21 protein-coding genes are annotated in these 20,835 nt (G+C 63.1%); 11 read left to right on the forward strand and 10 right to left on the reverse strand.

Features of this window, described 5'->3' with window-relative positions; all coding sequences use genetic code 11:
* Positions 1-43: 43 nt before the first annotated feature.
* The 6 genes from lepB to rpoE form a co-directional block, all read right to left on the reverse strand.
* Complete coding sequence (gene lepB, locus AC0KXH_RS14545) at positions 44-898, reverse strand: signal peptidase I (protein WP_041104336.1); 855 nt, start codon at positions 896-898, stop codon at positions 44-46.
* A 1-nt stretch (position 899) separates the two neighbouring features.
* On the reverse strand, positions 900-2,699 hold the full coding sequence (lepA, locus tag AC0KXH_RS14550) for a translation elongation factor 4 (protein WP_041104334.1): 1,800 nt from the start codon (positions 2,697-2,699) through the stop codon (positions 900-902).
* A gap of 522 nt (positions 2,700-3,221) precedes the next feature.
* Positions 3,222-3,704, reverse strand: a complete 483-nt coding sequence (locus AC0KXH_RS14555; protein ID WP_312198218.1) for a SoxR reducing system RseC family protein — start codon at positions 3,702-3,704, stop codon at positions 3,222-3,224.
* The gene (locus AC0KXH_RS14560) at positions 3,701-4,642 is read right to left on the reverse strand and encodes a MucB/RseB C-terminal domain-containing protein (protein WP_488223616.1); all 942 of its coding nucleotides are present in this window, start codon (positions 4,640-4,642) and stop codon (positions 3,701-3,703) included. Before AC0KXH_RS14560 ends, AC0KXH_RS14555 begins: the two co-directional genes overlap by 4 nt.
* A 12-nt stretch (positions 4,643-4,654) precedes the next feature.
* Positions 4,655-5,254: a sigma-E factor negative regulatory protein gene (locus tag AC0KXH_RS14565; RefSeq protein WP_061337478.1), complete on the reverse strand. Its 600-nt coding sequence runs from the start codon at positions 5,252-5,254 to the stop codon at positions 4,655-4,657.
* A 31-nt stretch (positions 5,255-5,285) separates the two neighbouring features.
* A complete protein-coding gene (gene rpoE, locus AC0KXH_RS14570) occupies positions 5,286-5,867 on the reverse strand; it encodes an RNA polymerase sigma factor RpoE/AlgU (RefSeq protein ID WP_041104326.1) in 582 nt (193 codons plus the stop codon).
* A gap of 326 nt (positions 5,868-6,193) precedes the next feature.
* On the opposite strand from rpoE, the gene nadB reads away from it, so the two are divergent.
* On the forward strand, positions 6,194-7,810 hold the full coding sequence (nadB, locus tag AC0KXH_RS14575) for an L-aspartate oxidase (protein ID WP_488224615.1): 1,617 nt from the start codon (positions 6,194-6,196) through the stop codon (positions 7,808-7,810).
* Here the strand turns inward: nadB and AC0KXH_RS14580 are convergent.
* Together AC0KXH_RS14580 and AC0KXH_RS14585 are read right to left on the reverse strand one after the other, a co-directional pair.
* Positions 7,779-8,234 (reverse strand): protein YgfX, encoded by a 456-nt coding sequence (locus tag AC0KXH_RS14580; RefSeq protein WP_076342778.1) that lies wholly within the window; start codon positions 8,232-8,234, stop codon positions 7,779-7,781. The genes nadB and AC0KXH_RS14580 overlap by 32 nt on opposite strands.
* The gene (locus AC0KXH_RS14585; protein ID WP_041104322.1) at positions 8,218-8,472 is read right to left on the reverse strand and encodes an FAD assembly factor SdhE; all 255 of its coding nucleotides are present in this window, start codon (positions 8,470-8,472) and stop codon (positions 8,218-8,220) included. Before AC0KXH_RS14585 ends, AC0KXH_RS14580 begins: the two co-directional genes overlap by 17 nt.
* A 137-nt stretch (positions 8,473-8,609) precedes the next feature.
* Between AC0KXH_RS14585 and ygfZ the strand changes: the two genes are divergently transcribed.
* The 3 genes from ygfZ (at position 8,610) to AC0KXH_RS14600 (ending at position 11,123) form a co-directional block, all read left to right on the forward strand.
* Positions 8,610-9,554, forward strand: a complete 945-nt coding sequence (gene ygfZ / locus AC0KXH_RS14590; protein ID WP_165562897.1) for a CAF17-like 4Fe-4S cluster assembly/insertion protein YgfZ — start codon at positions 8,610-8,612, stop codon at positions 9,552-9,554.
* Positions 9,555-9,619: 65 nt separating this feature from the next.
* Complete coding sequence (locus tag AC0KXH_RS14595; RefSeq protein ID WP_488223617.1) at positions 9,620-10,456, forward strand: HDOD domain-containing protein; 837 nt, start codon at positions 9,620-9,622, stop codon at positions 10,454-10,456.
* A 151-nt stretch (positions 10,457-10,607) separates the two neighbouring features.
* The gene (locus tag AC0KXH_RS14600; protein ID WP_041104316.1) at positions 10,608-11,123 is read left to right on the forward strand and encodes a DUF4142 domain-containing protein; all 516 of its coding nucleotides are present in this window, start codon (positions 10,608-10,610) and stop codon (positions 11,121-11,123) included.
* A gap of 15 nt (positions 11,124-11,138) precedes the next feature.
* Here the strand turns inward: AC0KXH_RS14600 and ung are convergent, their stop codons facing one another.
* Positions 11,139-11,834 (reverse strand): uracil-DNA glycosylase, encoded by a 696-nt coding sequence (gene ung / locus AC0KXH_RS14605; protein ID WP_043221543.1) that lies wholly within the window; start codon positions 11,832-11,834, stop codon positions 11,139-11,141.
* Positions 11,835-12,095: 261 nt separating this feature from the next.
* Between ung and AC0KXH_RS14610 the strand changes: the two genes are divergently transcribed.
* Positions 12,096-13,340 (forward strand): substrate-binding protein, encoded by a 1,245-nt coding sequence (locus AC0KXH_RS14610; protein WP_041104312.1) that lies wholly within the window; start codon positions 12,096-12,098, stop codon positions 13,338-13,340.
* Between the two features lie 118 nt (positions 13,341-13,458).
* Entirely contained in the window at positions 13,459-14,277 is an 819-nt protein-coding gene (locus tag AC0KXH_RS14615; protein WP_488223618.1) for an enoyl-CoA hydratase, read from the forward strand.
* A gap of 11 nt (positions 14,278-14,288) precedes the next feature.
* Here AC0KXH_RS14615 and AC0KXH_RS14620 read toward each other — a convergent pair whose 3' ends face one another.
* Entirely contained in the window at positions 14,289-14,717 is a 429-nt protein-coding gene (locus AC0KXH_RS14620) for a hypothetical protein (RefSeq protein ID WP_488223619.1), read from the reverse strand.
* A gap of 201 nt (positions 14,718-14,918) precedes the next feature.
* Between AC0KXH_RS14620 and rsxA the strand changes: the two genes are divergently transcribed.
* The 5 genes from rsxA to rsxG all read left to right on the forward strand — a co-directional run bounded on the left by rsxA (position 14,919) and on the right by rsxG (position 20,835).
* On the forward strand, positions 14,919-15,503 hold the full coding sequence (gene rsxA, locus AC0KXH_RS14625) for an electron transport complex subunit RsxA (RefSeq protein WP_041104308.1): 585 nt from the start codon (positions 14,919-14,921) through the stop codon (positions 15,501-15,503).
* A complete protein-coding gene (gene rsxB / locus AC0KXH_RS14630) occupies positions 15,500-16,075 on the forward strand; it encodes an electron transport complex subunit RsxB (RefSeq protein ID WP_041104306.1) in 576 nt (191 codons plus the stop codon). The genes rsxA and rsxB overlap by 4 nt, the downstream gene beginning before the upstream one ends.
* Positions 16,072-18,894 carry an electron transport complex subunit RsxC gene (gene rsxC / locus AC0KXH_RS14635; RefSeq protein ID WP_488223620.1) on the forward strand — a complete coding sequence of 941 codons (2,823 nt, stop codon included), beginning with the start codon at positions 16,072-16,074 and terminating at the stop codon, positions 18,892-18,894. The genes rsxB and rsxC overlap by 4 nt, the downstream gene beginning before the upstream one ends.
* 154 nt (positions 18,895-19,048) lie before the next feature.
* The gene (locus AC0KXH_RS14640; RefSeq protein ID WP_043221552.1) at positions 19,049-20,077 is read left to right on the forward strand and encodes an RnfABCDGE type electron transport complex subunit D; all 1,029 of its coding nucleotides are present in this window, start codon (positions 19,049-19,051) and stop codon (positions 20,075-20,077) included.
* Positions 20,078-20,079: 2 nt separating this feature from the next.
* Positions 20,080-20,835, forward strand: coding sequence for an electron transport complex subunit RsxG (rsxG, locus tag AC0KXH_RS14645; protein WP_052813392.1), 756 nt, complete (start codon positions 20,080-20,082; stop codon positions 20,833-20,835).

A 20,835-nucleotide genomic window follows, 5' to 3' on the forward strand; every position in this document is an offset into this window, starting at 1 on the left:
ATAGCGAGCCACGCACCGGCGTCAGCGGCGGCATTTCACAGCCTCAGTGAATCAACCCCACCCGCGAAAAGTGCGGCAGGTTGCTGAGCTTCGGATCAGGCCAGCTCATCCACACGGCAAATGCCTTGCCGACGATATTGCGATCGGGAACCATGCCAACCAACTCCGGCGCAATGGTATCGTCCTGCCAGTAACGGCTGTCGTTCGAGTTATCGCGGTTGTCGCCCATCATGAAGTAGTGCCCTTGCGGGACCGTCCACTGCCTGCTGGGCTCGATGCGGTAGCGCCCCATCTCCTTGCGGATGATGTGCTCGACATCGCCGAGTTGCTCGCGGTATAGCACCGCGCTGCCCAGACTACCCGGCTCTTCGCCGATCAGCGTCTCGGCGACCAGCTTGTCGTTCACATACAGCCGACGGTCGCTGCTGTAGCGAATCACGTCTCCCGGCAGGCCGACCACACGCTTGATGTAGTTGATGTTGGGATCGCTCGGGTAGCGGAACACCATCACGTCGCCGCGCTTCGGGTCACCTACTTCAATGATCTTGGTGTCGATCACCGGCAACCGAATGCCATAGGCAAATTTGTTGACCAGGATGAAATCGCCGACCTCCAGCGTGGGCTTCATCGAGCCGGACGGGATCTGGAAAGGCTCGACGAGAAAGGAGCGCAGCACCAGCACGATGGCCAGCACCGGAAAGAACGACTTGCCGTACTCGATGAGGACCGGCTCGCGGTTGAGGGCTTCCAGCGCCTGCGCGTCTACCTGATCGGTGCGTCCCTGATAGCTGGCGATGGCCGCACGCCGCCGGGGGGCGAAATACAACAGATCGCTCAGCGCCAGCAGGCCGGACACCAATACGGCGATGACCAGCAGCAAAGGGAAATTGATCGACATATCAGCTATCTACCTTGAGCACCGCGAGGAAAGCTTCCTGAGGGATTTCGACGCTACCGACTTGCTTCATGCGCTTCTTGCCCGCCTTCTGCTTTTCCAGCAGTTTGCGCTTGCGGCTGACATCGCCACCGTAGCACTTGGCGAGAACGTTCTTGCGCAGCGCCTTGACCGTAGTACGAGCGACGACCTGGCCACCGATAGCGGCCTGGATGGCGACATCGAACATCTGCCGAGGGATCAGCTCCTTCATCTTCTCGGTCAGCTGACGGCCTTTATAGTGCGCATTGTCACGATGGACGATGAGCGCCAACGCATCGACCTTCTCGCCATTGATCAGCACGTCCAGCTTGATCAGGTTTGCCGCCTGGAAGCGATCGAAGCTGTAGTCGAGCGAGGCGTAGCCGCGGCTTACCGACTTCAGTCGATCGAAGAAATCCAGCACCACCTCGCTCATGGGCAGGTCGTAGCGCACCTGGACCTGCGAGCCGAGGAACTGCATGTCCCGCTGAACGCCACGCTTTTCGATGCACAGCGCGATGACATTACCCAGATGGTCCTGCGGCACCAGGATGTTGGCCTGCACGATCGGTTCGCGCATTTCGGCAATCGAGGCCAGGTCCGGCAGCTTGGAAGGGTTGTCCACATACACGGTGTCGCCGCTCTTCAGCACCACCTCGTAGATCACCGTAGGTGCCGTGGTGATCAGATCCAGATCGTACTCGCGCTCCAGCCGCTCCTGGATGATCTCCATGTGCAGCATGCCGAGGAAGCCGATGCGGAAGCCGAAACCCAGCGCATCGGAGCTCTCCGGCTCGAACTGCAAGGCGGCGTCATTGAGCGTCAGCTTTTGCAGCGCCTCGCGGAAATCCTCGAAATCGTCGGAGCTGACCGGGAATAGACCGGCGTAGACCTGAGGCTTGATTCGCTGAAAGCCCGGCAACATCTCGACATCCGGCGTGTTTGACAGCGTCAGCGTGTCACCGACCGGCGCGCCGTGAATGTCCTTGATGCCCGCGATGATGAAGCCCACTTCGCCGGCCTTCAGATCCTCTGTGGCGGTGTGCTTGGGCGTGAACACGCCGACGCTGTCCACCTGATGCAATTTGCCGGTCGACTTGACGAGGATCTTGTCGCCCTTCTTCACACGGCCATGCTTGACCCGAACCAGGGACACTACGCCCAGATAATTGTCGAACCACGAATCGATGATCAGCGCCTGCAGGGGGGCTTCGATTTCGCCTTCGGGCGCAGGAATGATCTTGACCAGGCGCTCGAGCACGTCGACCACGCCCATGCCGCTCTTGGCACTGCACGGGACCGCATCGGTCGCATCGATACCGATGATGTGTTCGATCTCTTCCTTGACGCGCTCCGGCTCGGCTTGCGGCAGGTCCATCTTGTTCAGCACGGGCATGACCTCCAGCCCCTGCTCGATCGCGGTGTAGCAATTGGCGACCGACTGCGCTTCCACGCCTTGCCCTGCATCGACGACCAGGATCGCGCCTTCGCAAGCAGCCAGCGACCGACTGACTTCATAGGTGAAGTCAACGTGCCCCGGCGTATCGATGAAGTTCAGCTGGTAGGTACGGCCGTCCTGCGCGTTGTAGTGCAGGGTCACGCTATGTGCCTTGATGGTGATGCCGCGCTCACGTTCCAGATCCATCGAATCCAGCACCTGCGCTTCCATCTCACGGTCGGAGAGGCCCCCGCATATCTGGATGAAGCGATCTGCCAAGGTCGACTTGCCATGGTCGATGTGCGCGATGATGGAGAAATTGCGGATATGACTCAGGTCACTCAAAGCTCAACACTCGATAGATGTCGCAGACCGGGCGCCTGCCAAAATAGCCGCGGAGTTTAACCGATCAAGCTATCGAGTGCCACGCGAGCTGACCATCGAGCCACACCAATGCGCTCGGAGAGGCCCCTGCTCGGATCGCCCGGGCGGCCCGAGCGTAATGAAACGGGCCCTGCATTCCCGCCTGCGCGTTGGGCACAAGGCGTTCTAGCATCAACCTGCCGCGCCAACGCGGATGTCCGGCCCGCACGCCTGCGCTCCACTGCCTGCGGAGATGCATATCGCGTTTCAGCGGCCGCTGATCAGCTGTCTGCTGGCAAGCAGCGCCCGCCAGGGAACCGTGAAGCCCTAGGCCGGACCTGGCGCCGCTATAGCGTTGCAGCGCCTCAGCCTGGATTCGCGGCGGCAGGCGAAGCGTGCTCGGCGAGCTGGGTGAGATCAGACAGGTGCGCCGGAACAAAGCCGGGCGAACGTGAAATGCCGAATATCGGGACCGAGAATGTCGGCCCCTGCCAGGCGGAACAGCTAGAGCAGGTGCTCCCGCATACCGCTCCCGCTGCTGCACGCGGACTCCGAGAGCAGAGCACGCAGCACGATTGGTTGTAACTCAGCGTTCTGGTCGATCCGTTTGCTGCTTTGCCGCACCAACCAGCAGCCTGCCAAGAAGCCCAGTAGCCCACCGAGAATCGTCACAGGCTCGGCAGCCGACAGGCTTTGCGCCAGCAGCGCACCTACGAACAGGAAAAATAGCGGAAGCAGATAAACCAGGACGGCTCCATGCAGGAGCGCGCGCTCGGAAATGCCGATCACGACGCCATCCCCGACCTGCAACCTGAGGCTGGTAGCGGCTCGAGTCAGGCCGCGTCGTTCCTGTACGCCCAGCCGGTTCATCAAGCCCTGCCCGCAGCCATTCTTTGCTGAACAGCCCGAGCAGGTGCTTTGCACCTCGGTCTGTACCCAGACCGCCCCGTCTTCCACCGCGATGACGCGCCCGCGCTCCTCGATCACTGACCGGCGGCCTCGCCTTCGGAACGCGCCGAAAGCGCTACACGCTCGGCAGTTCCAAGCGGCACCTCGCCGACGACGGTGACCATTACGTCGCCCCCCGAACCGCTGATGCGCTTGGAGACGACAACGGTCGGCCCCATCTGACTCCGCGCGTCGTGCACCTGCGCCCCGCGCAACGGCTCGATGAACACGGAAAAACGGGCCAGCCCATCACCATAGGAGAGCCAGGTGACCGGGACGTCCGCATCGACGCCTGGACGCTGTGCCGACTCCAGCAGCTTGAAGCCAGGAGGCAGCCAATCGGCCCGCCAACCGCTCGAAGGCTCGGTTCGTTCGACATGTTCTACCGACTTGCACGCAGCCGTCGCCTTCAGTCCAGGCGCCGGAACATTGCCAGCCTCGAAATGCGTGAATTGCAGGCGCTCGAGGAGCTGCCCTTTCTCACTGAGCATGAGCGACTTGATTGGAAACGCCGTTTCTCGATCCAGGTGCAACTCGAAACTGTATCGATGCTGGTCACGGGCCAGCACGGCGATCGCCACCGCGGGCCGATCAGCGATACGTGACTCCCCGATGACCCGGAATTCATACCACTCGGATAAGGCCTTGGCATCAAAACGTGGGTTTTGCCACGCCTGACTGGGTTCAGCCGCAGAAGCGAACTCATCGCTGGAACATTGGACTTGGCCATTGATCCGAACGACCTCAACAGCAGGCCCATCGAGCTGCAGCAGTCGCTCGCGGACTTCGCCACCCTTGACTTGATGCCAAACCGCATGACTGGAAAAGCTGCCATCGCGTCCGTAGACAAACGTTCCGGCATAACTATGGCTCTGCCCCGCTTTTGCGAGGCTGGCCATCCAGGTATCGGCATCTGCAGCGAAGGCCGGCATCGATAGCCAGCCTCCGATTACTACACATAGCGGCAGTGCGCGCATGTTCTTCCTTAGTTAGCGTTCTTCCATGCTGGCTGCGCGAGCATACGGCAGCGCACCGTCCGAGCCACTTCCAAATGCCGCTTGCTGGGCATGCTGACGCACATAGGACGGCAAACGCTCTTCGTGCCAGCGATCAATCGGTGCAGCTTCGGCCGCAGGCTGCGCCTGCACCTCCGTCTGCCCCTCACTATAACCTGCCAATACAGCCGGCCCCTGAGTGGCCTGCGGCACGGAGATAGCTGGCGGAGCCGCCTCTTGCGCAAGTTGCGGTGCCGCGACGTCATTCTGATTGTACAGACGCACGCCGGCCAGCACTGCCACGGTCACCGAAGCCGCTACAGCCAACCGACCCAGATTGCGCCATGCGACGCCTGCACGAGCTGGCACACTCGGCACAGCCTCATCGGCAATCGCGGCGGAAACCGCTGCCGAGATATCCAACCGCGGCTCGATCAGCTCCTTGTGCATCACGGCACGGGCGATTTGATAACGCGACCAGGTGGCACGTACTTCTTGATCGTCGCTTGCTGCGAGCACGCGACGTAATTCCAACTCGTCCGCTTCGTTATCCATCACCGCGGACAGCGATTCATGCAGGGCTTCACGACTCATGGCGGTTCCTCTCTTGGCTGTCGCCGCTGTCTCAGGATTCATGCAACAAGGGTTGCAACGACTTATCGATGGCTTCACGCGCCCGGAATATCCGGGAGCGTACCGTTCCGACGGGACACTGCATCACGCTCGCAATGTCTTCGTAACTAAGACCATCGAATTCGCGCAATGTTAAGGCCGTGCGCAAATCTTCCGGCAGTTGCTGAATTGTCCGATGAACGGTGTCTTCAATCTCATCCCTGAGCAGCGACCGCTCCGGCGACTCGATGTCCTTTAGAGCGTGGTCACCCTCATAGAACTCGGCATCTTCGGAACTTACGTCACTGTCTGGCGGTCGCCTACCACGCGCCACCAGATGATTCTTCGCCGTATTGATGGCGATGCGGTACAGCCATGTGTAAAAGGCACTGTCACCGCGAAAGTTGCTCAGCGCTCGGTAGGCCTTGATGAACGCTTCCTGCGCGACATCCTGAGCCTCATGAGAGTCGTGCACGAAGCGCACGATCAACCCAAGGATCTTGTGCTGATATTTCATAACCAGCAGATCAAACGCGCGCTTATCCCCTCGCTGAACACGCTCAACCAGCTGCTGGTCTTGCTCCTGGGTCAACATAGATACGCCTCCTTACCGAGGGCGCATCGCTCACACCAGCGAACCGACCTGCCAGAATAGACCCGGGCTTTACGCAAAAGTTCTCCCCCTTCCTAGCAAGCTTTCCTGCAATACGTTGGCGGCAACTGCGCAACTACGTTTCCGTGTCGGGCTCTCACGCCCTAGCCCGCTGATACCGGCATCACCGTGCAGCGAGCACTCTCAAGCATCTATGGATCGCACGCCTGCAAGAAAAGTTCCACGAGCGCGAAGATTAATCCCTTTCAGCTATATTGCCGCACGGCGCGGTCTATATACTACCGGCGATCTCATTCGTGGATGTCGAGATGAGCCAGCATTATCAATACGACGTATTGGTCATCGGCAGCGGCGCTGCTGGCCTGACCCTAGCCCTGAATTTGCCTGAAAGCCTGAGGATCGCGGTCCTTAGTAAAGGTGACCTCTCCAACGGTTCGACCTATTGGGCGCAGGGGGGAGTAGCCGCGGTGCTGGATACCAGCGACACGGTGGACTCACATGTCGCTGATACGCTTGTGGCCGGCGCAGGGCTGTGTCACGAGCAGGCCGTCCGTTTTACCGTCGAGCACAGTCGAGAATCCATCGGATGGCTAATAGAGCAAGGTGTTCCCTTCACCCGCGACGACACGCACGATCGGGAAGACGGCAGCTTTGAGTTCCATCTCACCCGCGAAGGTGGCCACAGTCACCGACGCATCATCCACGCTGCCGACGCTACCGGCGCTGCAATCTTCAGCACATTGCTCAGGCGCGCCCAGAGCAGAACCAATATCGAGCTCCTCGAACAGCGGGTCGCGGTCGACCTGATCACCGAGCAGAAGCTAGGCCTGCCGGGCAAGCGCTGCCTGGGCGCCTACGTCCTTAACCGCCACACCGGGGAAGTCGACACCTTTCAGTCGCGGTTCGTGGTGCTGGCGACCGGCGGCGCCGCAAAGGTCTACCTCTATACCAGCAACCCGGACAGCGCCTGCGGCGATGGTATCGCCATGGCCTGGCGCGCCGGGTGTCGCGTCGGCAACCTCGAGTTCAACCAGTTCCATCCAACCTGCCTGTATCATCCGCAGGCCAAGAGCTTTCTCATCACCGAAGCACTGCGTGGCGAAGGCGCTCTGCTGAAGCTGCCGAACGGCGAGCGCTTCATGCCGCGTTTCGACGAACGCGCAGAACTGGCGCCACGTGACATCGTGGCACGCGCGATCGACCACGAAATGAAGCGCCTGGGCATCGACTGCGTCTTCCTCGACATCAGCCACAAGCCTGCCGACTTCATCAAGGCTCATTTTCCGACGGTGTACGAGCGCTGCCTGGCGTTTGGCATCGACATCACTCGCCAAGCGATCCCTGTTGTTCCCGCCGCTCATTACACATGTGGCGGCGTGGTGGTAGACGATGCAGGCCGGACAGACATCCCGGGGCTTTACGCGATCGGCGAGACCAGCTTCACCGGCTTGCATGGCGCCAACCGCATGGCCAGCAATTCACTGCTCGAGTGCTTCGTCTATGGCCGTTCAGCGGCCGAGGATATCTTGCGCGAACTGCAGCAAGTGCCCATACCGCAGGACCTGCCAGCCTGGGATGCCAGCCAGGTCACCGATTCGGACGAGGACGTCATCATCGCTCACAACTGGGACGAGTTACGGCGCTTCATGTGGGACTACGTCGGCATCGTGCGAACCACGAAACGCCTGATGCGCGCCCAGCACCGAGTGAAGCTGCTACTCAGCGAGATCGACGAGTTCTATTCGAACTACAAGGTCAGCCGCGACTTGCTCGAACTGCGCAATCTGGCGCTGGTCGCCGACCTGATGATCAGCTCGGCCATGCAGCGCAAGGAAAGCCGCGGCCTGCACTACACGCTGGACTTTCCCCAACAACTGGCTACCGCAGCCGACACTATTCTGGTTCCGCCCAGCGCTGACGACTGAACTTCAGCCGAACTCTCAGCTGCCGATGGAGATCCTTCGGCAGGCTGTCGGCAGGGATACAGACACTCACAGCCAAACGCCTGCCAGGCAGGCGCATACGCAGCAGGATCAGCGCGGGAAGTGCCATGCTGTCCGGCAGCAAGCGGGCGGACTGCCATCCGGAACCGGCGTTCCAGAGTTGCCAGCCACCGGCATCCAGCCGCAGAGCACGCCAGCTAGCAGGATGCGAAAGCGTGACCGAGCGCGGGACGACCCATCCGGCATGTACTCCAGCCAAGACCAGGACCACCGCCTTCACCCCTATTGGCGCAGCGCTGAGCCAGACGCTGAGCACGGCCAGGCAGGCGACCAGAGCATAGCCCCAGGCCAGCCGCCGCGATGGCCGCCAGTGCCATTCGAAGGATCGATTACTTGGGCTGGACACGATCGAGGATCATGCGAACCATCCGCCGCAAGTCCTCGTCCTGCGGCTCTTCACGCTCCATGAACCAGCCGAACATATCCTGATCCTCGCATTCGAGCAGCTTGCGATAGCGGCGCTGATCCTCCTCGTCCAATGCCGGGTAGACCTCCTTGACGAAGGGCACCAACAGAACGTCCAGCTCCAGCATTCCACGACGGCTGTGCCAGAAGAGGCGATTGAGTTCGATTTGATCGGCCATGCAACGGCTCCTTGGTTGAGGGCCGCATTATAGCGACAGCAGTGCCGCTGCGGCAGTCGCCGGTAGCCACGTCGCGGCCACCAACTTATATGATGCGCCTTGCTATGATGGCGCCTCGCACTGATACGGGAACGAACATGACCGATGCCGCCTACTTCTGCCCCCTGTCGCACGAAGGTGTCCTTGCCGTGCGCGGCCCGGACGCCGCCAAGTTTCTGCAGGGCCAGCTGACCTGCAACCTCGCCTATATCGGCGAACACGCCTCCAGCCTGGGCGCGCGCTGTACGCCGAAGGGGCGCATGCAGTCGAGCTTCCGGATCGTCCAGGATGGCGACGGCTATCTGCTGGCCATGGCTACTGAGTTATTGCCGCCACAGCTGGAAAATCTCAGCAAATACGCAGCTTTCTCCAAGTCCCGCCTGTCCGACGAAAGCGAACGCTGGAATCGCTTCGGCCTGAGCGGCGCCGACGAGGTGCTGGCCAGCCTTGGCCTGGACCTGCCTCAGGCGCCGGACAGCGTCGCGCGCCAGGAGGGGCTGCTGGCGATTCGCTTATCAGACGGCCGCACCGAGCTCTGGGCGCACCAAGGCGCCGGACAAGTGCGTGAGCAGTTGCAGACACGCCTCCTGCAGGTGCCGCTGGAGCATTGGCTGCTCGCCCAGATACGTGCCGGTATCGGGCAGGTCTTTGGTGCCACGACCGAGCTGTTCATCCCGCAAATGATCAACCTCCAGGCACTCGGTGGTGTCAGCTTCAAGAAAGGCTGCTACACGGGCCAGGAAATCGTGGCGCGCATGCAATACCTCGGCAAGCTCAAGCGCAGGCTCCACCGGCTCAGCCTGATGGCACCCTCGACCGACCTGCCGAGCCCGGGCGTCGAGCTGTTTTCGCCTACCCACGGCTCGAGCGTTGGCGAGGTGGTACTGGCGGCCCCGACGCCGGACGGCATCGAGATGCTCGTCGTGCTACAGGAAGACGCCGCGGCCGACGGCCGCATTTATCTCGGCTCGCCGGATGGCCTGCCGCTCACCCTGCTGACGCTTCCCTATACCTTGAACCCCGACCAGGAAATCCAGCGCTGAAGCCCGTATAAATCGACGGCGGCCCAATGATCGCCGCGGCCTCTGCCCAGAAGACAAGGAATGACATGAGCACCCTCGCCGAAAAGGTCCAACGCGACCTGCTGCTAGCCATCGAGAACGACGACCTGGTGTTACCGACTCTGCCCGAGGTCGCCTTGCGCGTACGCGAGGCCACCGAAGATCCGGATATCAGCATTGCTGCGCTGAGCAAGGTCATCGGCAACGATGCCGCGCTGACCGCGCGCATCATCAAGGTGGTCAACAGCCCCCTTTTGCGCACCAACCGGGAGATCAACGATCTGCAGACGGCCATCGGTCGCCTGGGCATCAACTACACCTGCAACCTGGCCACCGGGCTGGCCATGGAGCAAATGTTCCAGGCCACCACCGACGTGGTCGACCGCAAGATGCGTGAAGTCTGGAACAAGAGCACCGAGGTCGCAGCCATCAGCCATGTGTTGTGCCGCCATTACACGCGCCTGCTGCCCGACCAGGCGACACTCGCCGGCCTGGTGCACCAGATTGGCGTCTTGCCGATCCTGACCTATGCCGAAGAGCACGGCGCCCTGATGGCCGACTCGATCAGCCTGAACCACGTGATCGACAAGATTCATCCGATCCTCGGCGAGCGCATCCTGCGCACCTGGGACTTCCTCGAGCCGATTGCCGTCGTGCCCGGTCAGTACTGCGACTTCACTCGCGACTCCGCCGCCGCCGATTACACCGATATCGTGCAGGTCGCCACATTGCAGAGCTACCTGGGCACCAACCATCCGTTCACCCAGCTGGACTGGCAGCGGATTCCCGCCTTCGCCAAGCTCGGCCTCGACCCCAGCACCCTGTTGCACGATGACGAAGACCTTTCGGTCGCCATGGATGCTGCAATGAGCATGCTTCAATAACGCCAGCGGCGTCTGACGGCGACCAGGTAACCGCTCGGCCGAAAACACGAACGCGCCTCAGCCGATCCAGTCACACCCAGAGACGGCCCCATGCCGACACGCCCTGCCAACTACCTGGCTGGGAACACCTGGTCCACGCTGGAGAACGCTGATGATGCACGCTACCCGAACCTATCTTCGCGCCGCTGCCGTCCTGCTGCTCGGCTTCGCCGCCAACCTGGCTCACGCCGCACAGGGCGATGACTTCCTCGACCGGGCGTCAGCCAATGGCATTGCCGAAATCGAGACCGCGCGCATGGCGCTCGAAACGAGCCAGGCAGAGGACGTGCGCGCCTTTGCCCAGCGGATGCTCGACGACCATACGAAGTCACGCCAGGACATGGCGCGCCTGGCCAAGGAAAAAAACCTGCCGCTCTCCGACGAAGCCACGTTGATGAACAAGGCCAAGGCGATGATTCTCGAGCTGCGTGACGGCGAGGACTTCAACGAGGCTTATGCGAACAACCAGGTCGTGGCCCACGAGCAGACCATCGAGCTGTATCGCGACTACCTGAAGAACGGCCAGAACTCGGACCTGAAGCAGTTCGCCGAAAAAATGCTACCCACGCTCGAGGAGCATCTGCAGCAGGCCAAACAACTCCAAACCCGACACGTCGAGCAAGACTGATCCCACTGCAGCTACTTAAACAGCCTCGGGCAGGCGCCAATCGATGGGCTCCATGGCGTGCTGCCTGAGGAATTGATTGGCCCGACTGAAGTGCCCATTGCCGATGAAACCGCGGTGCGCCGAAAGCGGCGATGGGTGAGCCGACTTGAGCAGCAAATGTCGGGTGGGGTCGATCAGCCGTGCTTTACCCTGTGCGTGCGCTCCCCACAGCAGAAACACGAGATGTGGCCGTCGGTCGGCCACGATCTCTATGATCCGGTCGGTGAACCGATGCCAGCCTGCTTTGGCATGGGAGCCTGCCAAACCACGCTCGACGGTCAGTGAAGTGTTGAGCAGCAACACGCCCTGCTCGGCCCAGCGCTGCAGGTAACCATGCGGCGGAACCGGCAGGTTCAGGTCGCGCTTGAGTTCCTTGTAGATGTTCTGCAGCGAGGGTGGCGGCGCAATACCCGGCTGCACGGAAAAGCACAGGCCGTGCGCCTGCCCGGGACCGTGGTAAGGGTCCTGACCGATGATCACCACCTTGACCTGATCGAGCGGTGTCGAATTCAGCGCATTGAATATCAGCGGCCCCGGAGGATAAATGACCTTGCCCGCCGCCTTCTCTCGACGCAGGAACGCCGCCAGCTCTTTCATATAGGGCTGTTCGAACTCCTCTCGTAGCGCTTCCTTCCAGCTGGGCTCCAGCTTGATTCGCTCATCCTGCGGCATGCTCTCACCTGCTCGTACTCGACCGCGGCACCCTAGAAAAGCCAGGGAGCACTGTCAACGCAGGCCTACGACAAATAACTGACCGAGCCTTGCGCCGCAGCAACACATGCCCGCCCCGCCACCGGCAAAATGGCGTCTCGGTCACATTCACGACGTGGCGTGATCGCGGCTGACGGGATAACTGATGACGCCCGTGCGACCGCAGAGTAAAAAAGCTGACTGCCAACAAACCAATAACAATTAGCTCGCAAGGAATCTGCAATGAAACGGATACCCCTCTTGGCGCTGGCGCTAGGGTTCTGTGTCGCTGCCCAGGCCGCCGATCCCATCACCCTTGGACTGAATTACCCCCGCACCGGCAGTTACAAGGAAGAAGGGCTCGCACAGATGCGCGGCGCGCTGATGGCGATCGACGAGATCAACGCGCGCGGCGGTGTACTCGGCCGACCACTGCAACTGGTCAGCCGCAATACCGCGTCTCGCCCGGCCAAGGCCGTTGCCAACGTCGACAAGATGGCCGATGACGGCGTCGCCATGCTATTCGGTGGCGTTTCCAGTGCTGTCGCAATCGCCGCCAGCAAACGCGCCAAGGAGCGCGGGCTCCTCTATTTCGGCACCCTGACGTACTCCAACGACACCACGGGCAAGGACGGCCACCGTTACATGTTCCGCGAGTGCAACAACGCCTGGATGAGCGCACGGGTGCTGGGGCAATACCTCAACGAGCACCTGCCGGGCAAACGCTACTTCTACATCACCAGTGATTACACCTGGGGCCACACCAGCGAGAGCTCGCTTCGCCAGGCTACCGGCACACAGGACCCGGCCAAGCATCCAGGTGTGCGCACCCCCTTCCCCGGGGCCCGCCTGTCGCAGTACCGCGCGGCGTTGGAACAGGCACGCGACAGCGGCGCCGATGTCCTGGCGCTCGTATTGTTCGGCGAGGACATGGTGCGCGCCATGCGCATCGCCAATGATCTCGGCCTGACCAAGCAGATGCAGATCGCCGTACCGAACCTGACGCAAAGCATGGTCGAGCTGGCCGGGCCGGACATCATGCGCGGCGTGCTCGGGACCGAACCCTGGACCTGGCGCGTCCCGGAGATCGAAGGCTCTGCCGCCGGCCAGGCCTTCGTGAAGAACTTCGATGAGCGCTACCAGACCCATCCATCCAGCTCCGCCGCCTCGGCGTACAGCATCGTCTACCAGTGGGCCGACGCCGCGACACGTGCCAAGAGCATCGCCAGCGAGCAAGTGATTGCCGCGCTGGAGGGTCATCGCTACAGCCTGCTCAAGGATGAACAACAGTGGCGCGCCTTCGACCACCAGAATGTCCAGACGGTGTACGCGGTGCGCGTCAAACCTCGCGAAGAAGTGCTCAAGGATCGCTTCAAGCAGGACTACTTCGAGATCGTTCACCGCCTCAGCGGCGAACAGGCAGCGCCTACACTTGCCGAATGGCAGGACGAACGGCGCGCGGGCAACCAACCGCTCAAGCTGCAGTGACACCCCACGGGCGCGGCGTACCGCCACGTACGCCGCGCTCGGGCGCACGCCGTGCTCCAGCACCTGTCGTAACGTCTGACATGGCCGCTGGCGGCCTGCGTTTTGGAGAGCGAGCAGCATGCGTACAGCCCTTGAACCCTATCAATCCGGTTTTTTCGACGTCACCCACAAGCTGACCGTCGAAAAGCACGGTCACACAGCCCTCATCACCATCAATCACCCGCCGGCCAATAGCTGGGACCGGGAGTCGCTGATCGGCCTGAAGCAGGTGGTCGAGCATCTCGACCGGGACGACGATATCTACGCACTGGTCATCACCGGCCAGGGCGAGCGCTTTTTCAGTGCAGGTGCGGATCTGCAGCAGTTCGCCGAGGGCGATCCAATCCGTGCACAGGAGATGGTGCGGCGGTTCGGCGAAGCCTTCGAGGCGCTACGCGACTTCCGTGGGGTTTCCATTGCGGCGATCAACGGCTTCGCTTTGGGGGGCGGCCTGGAATGCGCCCTTGCCTGTGACCTGCGCATCGCTGAAGAACAGGCCGAATTGGGCCTGCCCGACGCAGCCTTCGGCCTGTCCCCCTGCGGCGGTGGCACGCAGGCGCTGGCCTGGCTGGTCGGCGAAGGCTGGGCCAAGCGCATGATTCTCTGTGGCGAGCGCATACGCGCCGACACGGCCCTGCGCATCGGCCTGGTCGAGCAGGTCTGCCCGAGTGGCGAGTCGCGCGGACACGCCTTGATGCTTGCCGCGCGCGCCGCGCAGCAGAGCCCAGTGGCGATTCGCGCGATAAAGCCGCTGATCGACGGCGCGCGCAAGCGCCTGCCGGAATCCTTTCGGGCAGCCGAGCGGGAAACCTTCCTTCGATTGTTCGACGCCGCAGACACGCACGAAGGCATCCAGGCTTTTCTGGAAAAGCGTGAACCGCGCTGGCGCAATCGCTAGCCGAGCGGCGCTCAACGGCGATAAGGCTGATAGCGCCCGCCGTGATCGTAGCCGCGCTGCAGGGTGCGGTAGTCCCGCGTCGGCGGGCGCTGCCAGTGCGGCACGCCAGGCTGCTGCGGACGCCATTGCCCGGGCGGCGCGGAGCGATGCGGCGGAAAGCGGTCGGCTCGGCGCGGATAACGTTCCAGGCGTCCCGGAGCGTGCCGGTCGTAGTAGCGCTGTGGCAGCCGCCCGTCGTAGCGCGGCGGGAGATTCGGACGGTAATGCGGCTGGTATGGATAGGGGCTGCGGGGATCGTAGCGATAGTCCCGCGATGGCGCCTGGTAGCGCGGCCCCTCCGGATCGTAGACAAAGACGCCGCCGCGCCACTGCGCCTGCGCCTGCGCCAGGCCGGCACTCAGCACCAACGACAGCGCCATCACGAGCACACTCGTTTTCATGGACACCTCCATGCCAGTCGGTTGCCGACATGCATGCCTTGCATATGACCACAACGGCGGCAGCCGCGATCACCGATCGGATGATCGGCGTGCCCGACCGAACGCTGCGGCAGCCCGCCGCAGCTTGTACCGTCGGCGACGCTTCCCGATAATAGCCGCCCTTTACCTTCACGGCTCCCGCAGATCGCGACGGAAACGCTAATGACCGAACTCGCCCTGATCATGGTTAGCGCCATTCTCGTCAATAATTTCGTGCTGGTGCAGTTTCTCGGACTATGCCCGTTCATGGGCGTGTCCAAGAAGATCGAGACAGCCATTGGTCTGTCTCTGGCGACAACCTTCGTGCTGACGCTGGCCGCGATGTGCAGTTATCTCGTCCAGCGCTATGTCCTGCAGCCGCTGGATCTGGAGTTCTTGCGCACCATCAGCTTCATCCTGGTGATCGCCGTGGTCGTTCAGTTCACCGAGATGGTGGTGAACAAGACCAGCCCGCTGCTGTACCGGGTACTTGGCATATTTCTGCCGCTGATCACTACCAACTGCATCGTCCTTGGCGTCGCCCTGCTCAATGCCAACAAGAGCGAGTTCACCTTCATCACCGCCACGGCGAACGGCTTCGCCGCCGGTCTGGGCTTTTCTCTGGTCCTGGTGCTGTTCGCCGCCATGCGCGAGCGGATTGCCATTGCCGATGTACCGCGCTCCTTTCAGGGCCCGGCCATCGGCATGATCACGGCGGGCCTCATGTCGCTCGCGTTCATGGGCTTTACCGGGCTGATCAAGCTATGAGCATGGTGTTGGTCGCCGTTCTGGCGCTTCTCGCGCTGTGTCTGGTATGCGGCGCCATCCTGGGATTCGCCGCCGTACGCTTTCGCGTCGAGGGCGATCCCATCGCCGAGCAGGTCAATGCCCTGCTGCCGCAGACCCAGTGTGGCCAATGCGGCTATCCGGGCTGCAAACCCTACGCCGAAGCGATCGCCGCCGGTGACAAGATCAACAAATGTCCGCCGGGCGGCGAAGCGACCATCCAGGCGCTGGCCGACCTGCTCGACGTCGAGCCCGAGCCGCTGGACGCCGAGGGCGGCGAGAAGCCGCAAATGGTCGCCTATATCCGCGAAGCGGAGTGCATCGGCTGTACCAAGTGCATCCAGGCCTGCCCGGTCGACGCCATCGTCGGAGCCGCACGCCAGATGCACACCGTCATCGTCTCCGAGTGCACCGGTTGCGACCTTTGCGTGGAGCCCTGCCCGGTCGACTGTATCGACATGATCGAGGTCGGCCGCGACCTGCGCAGCTGGAAATGGGACTTGCCGACGCCTCCGGTTCGGCTGATTGCCACCGACCGGGAGCAAGCCGCATGAGCGCATTGAAGGTCTGGGACATTCCCGGCGGCATTCATCCGCCGGAGCACAAGACACTTTCCAACGGTACGCCGATCCAGCAGCCGCCGCTGCCGAGGCGGCTGATCGTACCGCTCGCACAGCACCTGGGCGCACCTGCCGAACCTTGCGTCGCGGTGGGCGAGCGCGTGCTCAAGGGACAGAAGATCGCCGAGGCGACCAGTGCGGTCAGCGCGCCAGTCCATGCGCCGACCTCGGGGGTGGTGAGCGTCATTGGCCCGCAGCCCTACCCGCACACATCCGGCCTGCCGAGCGCCGCCATCGTCATCGACAGCGACGGCCTGGACGAGTGGATCGCATGCGAGGCCATTTCCGATTACCGTGCCCTGGAGCCGACCGAACTGCTCGCGCGGATTCGCCAGGCCGGCATTACCGGCCTTGGTGGGGCCGGCTTTCCGACCGCAGTGAAGCTGGCCGCGAGACCCGCCCAGCAGATCCGCACGCTGATCATCAATGGCACCGAGTGCGAGCCCTACATCACCGCCGATGACCTGCTGATGCGCGAGCGCGCCAGCGCCCTGGTCAGCGGCATCGACATCCTCGTCCACCTGATCGCCCCGGCTGAGGTCATGATCGGTATCGAGGACAACAAGCCGGAGGCCATTGCCGCGGTCCGTCAGGCACTCGGCGAACGTCCTTACGTGCTGAAGGTGTTTGCGACGAAGTATCCGTCTGGCGGCGAGCGGCAGCTGATTCAGATCCTCACCGGCGAAGAGGTTCCCAGCGGCGGCCTGCCTGCCGACATCGGCATGCTTTGCCAGAATGTCGGTACCTGTGTCGCCGTGCACGACGCGGTACTGCTCGGCCGGCCGTTGATCTCGCGCATCACGACGCTGACCGGCGAAGCACTGAGCCAGCCGATGAACGTCGAAGCACTGATCGGCACGCCCGTCGGCGAGCTGCTCGAATTCGCCGGCCTGCACAGCGATCGACTGTCCCGCCTGATCATGGGCGGCCCGATGATGGGCTTCACGCTGCCCTCGCTCGACGTCCCGCTGATCAAGACCACCAATTGTCTGCTCGCCGTTACCGCAGCCGAACTACCCGCCCCCCCACCGGCACTGCCCTGCATCCGCTGTGGCGAATGCGCTGAGGTTTGTCCCGCGCGGCTGCTGCCGCAACAGCTGCATTTCTTTGCCCTCGGCCAGGAACACGAACAGCTCAAGGCGCACAACCTGTTCGACTGCATCGAGTGCGGCGCCTGCGCCTATGTCTGCCCCTCAAGCATCCCGCTGGTGCAGTACTACCGGGCCGCGAAGGCGGACATCCGCGATCTCGAGCAGAAGCAGCAAAAGGCCGAACATTCACGACAGCGCTTCGAGCTCCGCCAGGAACGCCTGCGCAAGGCCGAGGAGCAGAAAGAAGCCGAGCGCAAAGCACGTGCAGAGAAAGCCGCACGCGCCAAGGCCGCACAGGCAGATACACCGACCGCCGCCGCAGTGGCACAGGCCCAGGCGCAAAAACCGGGCCTGAGCGACGAGCAGAAGCGGCTGAAGATCGAGGCGAGCATGGCTCAGGTCGCGCTGCGCAAAGCCGAGAAACAACTAGCCGCACATGCGACCGCCGAGCTCGAGGCCCAGGTAGTGCAGTTGCGCGAGGCTGCCGCCGCAGCCCAGCAAGCGCTGGATGCGGCGCTGCCGACCCAGCCTGCCGTGAACGACGATACCGCCGCCAAGAAGGCCAAGATCGAAGCGGCCATGCTCAAGGCGCAGATCCGCAAGCTAGAGAAACTGGACGCCCCGGAAGCCGACCAGCAGGCCGAGCTGGCCCGTCTGCGCGAGCAGCTCGAACAGGCCGAGCAGACTGTGGCAAGCGCCGCCCCTGCGCCAGCCGCGACACCCGCCGTGCAGGACGACGCCTTGAAGAAGGCCAAGATCGAAGCAGCCATGCTCAAGGCACAGATCCGCAAACTGGAGAAACTGGACGCCCCGGATGCCGACCAGCAGGCCGAGCTGGCCCGTCTGCGCGAGCAGCTCGAACAGGCCGAGCAGACCGTGGCAAGCGCCGCCCCTGCGCCGACTGCGACACCCGCCGTGCAGGACGACGCCTTGAAGAAGGCCAAGATCGAAGCAGCCATGCTCAAGGCACAGATCCGCAAGCTCGAGAAACTGGACGCCCCGGACGCCGACCAGCAGGCCGAACTGGCCCGTCTGCGCGAGCAGCTCGAACAGGCCGAGCAGACCGTGGCAAGCGCCGCCCCTGCGCCAGCCGCGACACCCGCCGTGCAGGACGACGCCTTGAAGAAGGCCAAGATCGAAGCAGCCATGCTCAAGGCACAGATCCGCAAGCTCGAGAAGCTGGACGCCCCGGATGCCGACCAGCAGGCCGAGCTGGCCCGTCTGCGTGAGCAGCTCGAACAGGCCGAGCAGGCCGTTACGGCGCTGGAAAATGGCTTGGCGACCTCGCCTGCCAAAGCGGAGGCCGATCCAGCCCTGAAGCAGGCGAAGATCGAGCTGGCAGTGAAGCGTGCCGCGTTAAAGAAGGCCGAAAAAGCAGGCCGCGAAGCATCCGAACTGGCAGCGCTGCGAGCTGAGCTGGAGCAAGCCGAACAGGCCCTGCATGCCGCTGAACAGGCCTGCGGCAAGCCGGCGCCGGTACTGGTTCGCACGGGCAATCCAGCGGTCGATGAAACCACCCGGGCACTGAAGACCGAACTGGCCTTTGCCCGTGCCGACCTGCGCAAGCTGGAACGTGAGGCGAGCCCCGATGCAGCTGCGCTGCTAGCCGCCCGCCAGCGCCTGGCCGAAGCCGAGCGAAAACTCACGGAGCAGGTGACCTAGCGATTGCGTCGTGCGCCCTGACAAAAAGACAGCGGCTCGATTAGGAGCACGGCGCACCTGACCCCAGGTCGGCTGCGTCACTGCATGGATACAATGCCGGCCCGCGCTGGCAGCTGGTGGTTTCGACCCCCATACGCACATTTACGGAGCATTCATGGCCCTGCCCCGCCTCACCTCGCCTCATGCCAAGGGGAGCAACCGAACCCAGCGCGTCATGCTGCTGGTGCTGCTGGCTGCGCTGCCGGGCGCGCTCGTGCTGACCTGGCTGTATGGCGCCGGTACGCTGATCAACCTGTGCTGGGCCAGTAGCGCCGCCTTGGCGCTGGAGGCTGCGCTGCTCAAGGCGCGTCAGCGTCCGGTGAGATTCTTCCTGCTGGACGGCAGCGCCGTGGTGACGGCCGTGCTGCTGGCACTTGCCCTGCCACCCTACGCCCCCTGGTGGCTGACGCTGATCGCGGTGGCCAGCGCCATCGTTCTGGGCAAGCAGCTCTACGGTGGGCTGGGGCAGAACCCCTTCAATCCGGCCATGGTCGGCTACGTCGTCGTGCTGATCTCCTTCCCGGTCGAAATGACCACCTGGCCGGTCCCGCATGCCGTCGGGCTTGTCGACGGTCTGCTGCAGATCCTTGGCGCGCAGGCGCTGCCAGACGGCTGGAGCCAGGCCACGGCCCTCGACGTACTGAAAGTCAACAAAAGCCTCACCGTCGACGAGCTCTGGCGCAATCCGGCGTTCGGCCACTTCGGCGGCATCGGCTCGGAAGTGGTGAACCTCGCCTTTCTCGCGGGCGGCCTGTTCCTCTTGCACAAGCGGATCTTCACCTGGCACGCGCCTGTCGGCATGCTCGCCGCGCTGCTGCTGATGAGCCTGGTGTTCTGGAACGGTAGCGGCTCCGATAGCCATGGTTCGCCGCTGTTCCATCTGCTCAGCGGCGCCACCATGCTTGGCGCCTTCTTCATCGTGACCGACCCGGTCAGCGGTGCCACGAGCACGCTCGGCCGACTGGTGTTTGGCGCCGGTGTCGGCATCCTGCTGTATGTGATCCGCGCCTGGGGCGGCTACCCCGACGGCGTGGCCTTCGCCGTGCTGCTGATGAACCTCGCGGCACCGACCATCGATTACTACACCCGTCCGCGCACCTACGGCCATCGCAAGCCCGAGCGCGGCTTCAAGCTGGGCGAATGATCATGATGCTTCCGGAAATCAGCCGCTCGATGCTGAAGAACAGCCTGGTGCTCGGGCTGTTCGCCATTGCCACGGTCGGCAGTGTCACCTGGCTCCAGCAAGGCACTGCCGAGCGCATCCAGGCGGCCGAGCGCGCCGCGCAGGTGCGCGCGCTCGGCGAGATCCTGCCGGCCGAAACCTACGATAACGACCTGCTCGCCGATACCGTCGAGGTGCACGACCCCCTGCTCGGCACACGCACCCCGCGGCCTGCCTTCATCGCACGCAAAGCCGGCAAGCCCACCGCGGTGATCTTGCAGGTCACCGCGCCCGACGGTTACAGCGGCGCGATCCAGTTGCTGGTCGGCATCGGTGTCGACGGACGACTGGCTGGCGTACGCGCGCTCAGTCATCGTGAAACGCCCGGGCTCGGAGACCGCATCGAACTGGCCAAGAGCGACTGGATCCGCGGTTTCGAAGGCAAATCGCTGAGCAATCCGGAGGCTTCCGGCTGGGCCGTGAAGAAGGATCGCGGCGAGTTCGATCAGTTCGCCGGCGCCACCATCACGCCTCGTGCCGTGGTTGCGGCGGTTCATCGTGCGCTGCAGTTCTTCGACGCCCATCGCCCGGAGCTGCTGGCTCAGCGTGGCGAGCCCGCCGCACTCGACGCTGGCGCGCCGACGCAGGCACCCGACGTCACGCGACATTCACGCGCAGGTACGGCCGCAGCGCTCGAACCGTCGTCGCTTGCACCGCCCACTGGCGCAGAGGAGCAATGA

The sequence above is a fragment of the Stutzerimonas sp. CXK-1 genome (genome assembly GCF_057738225.1).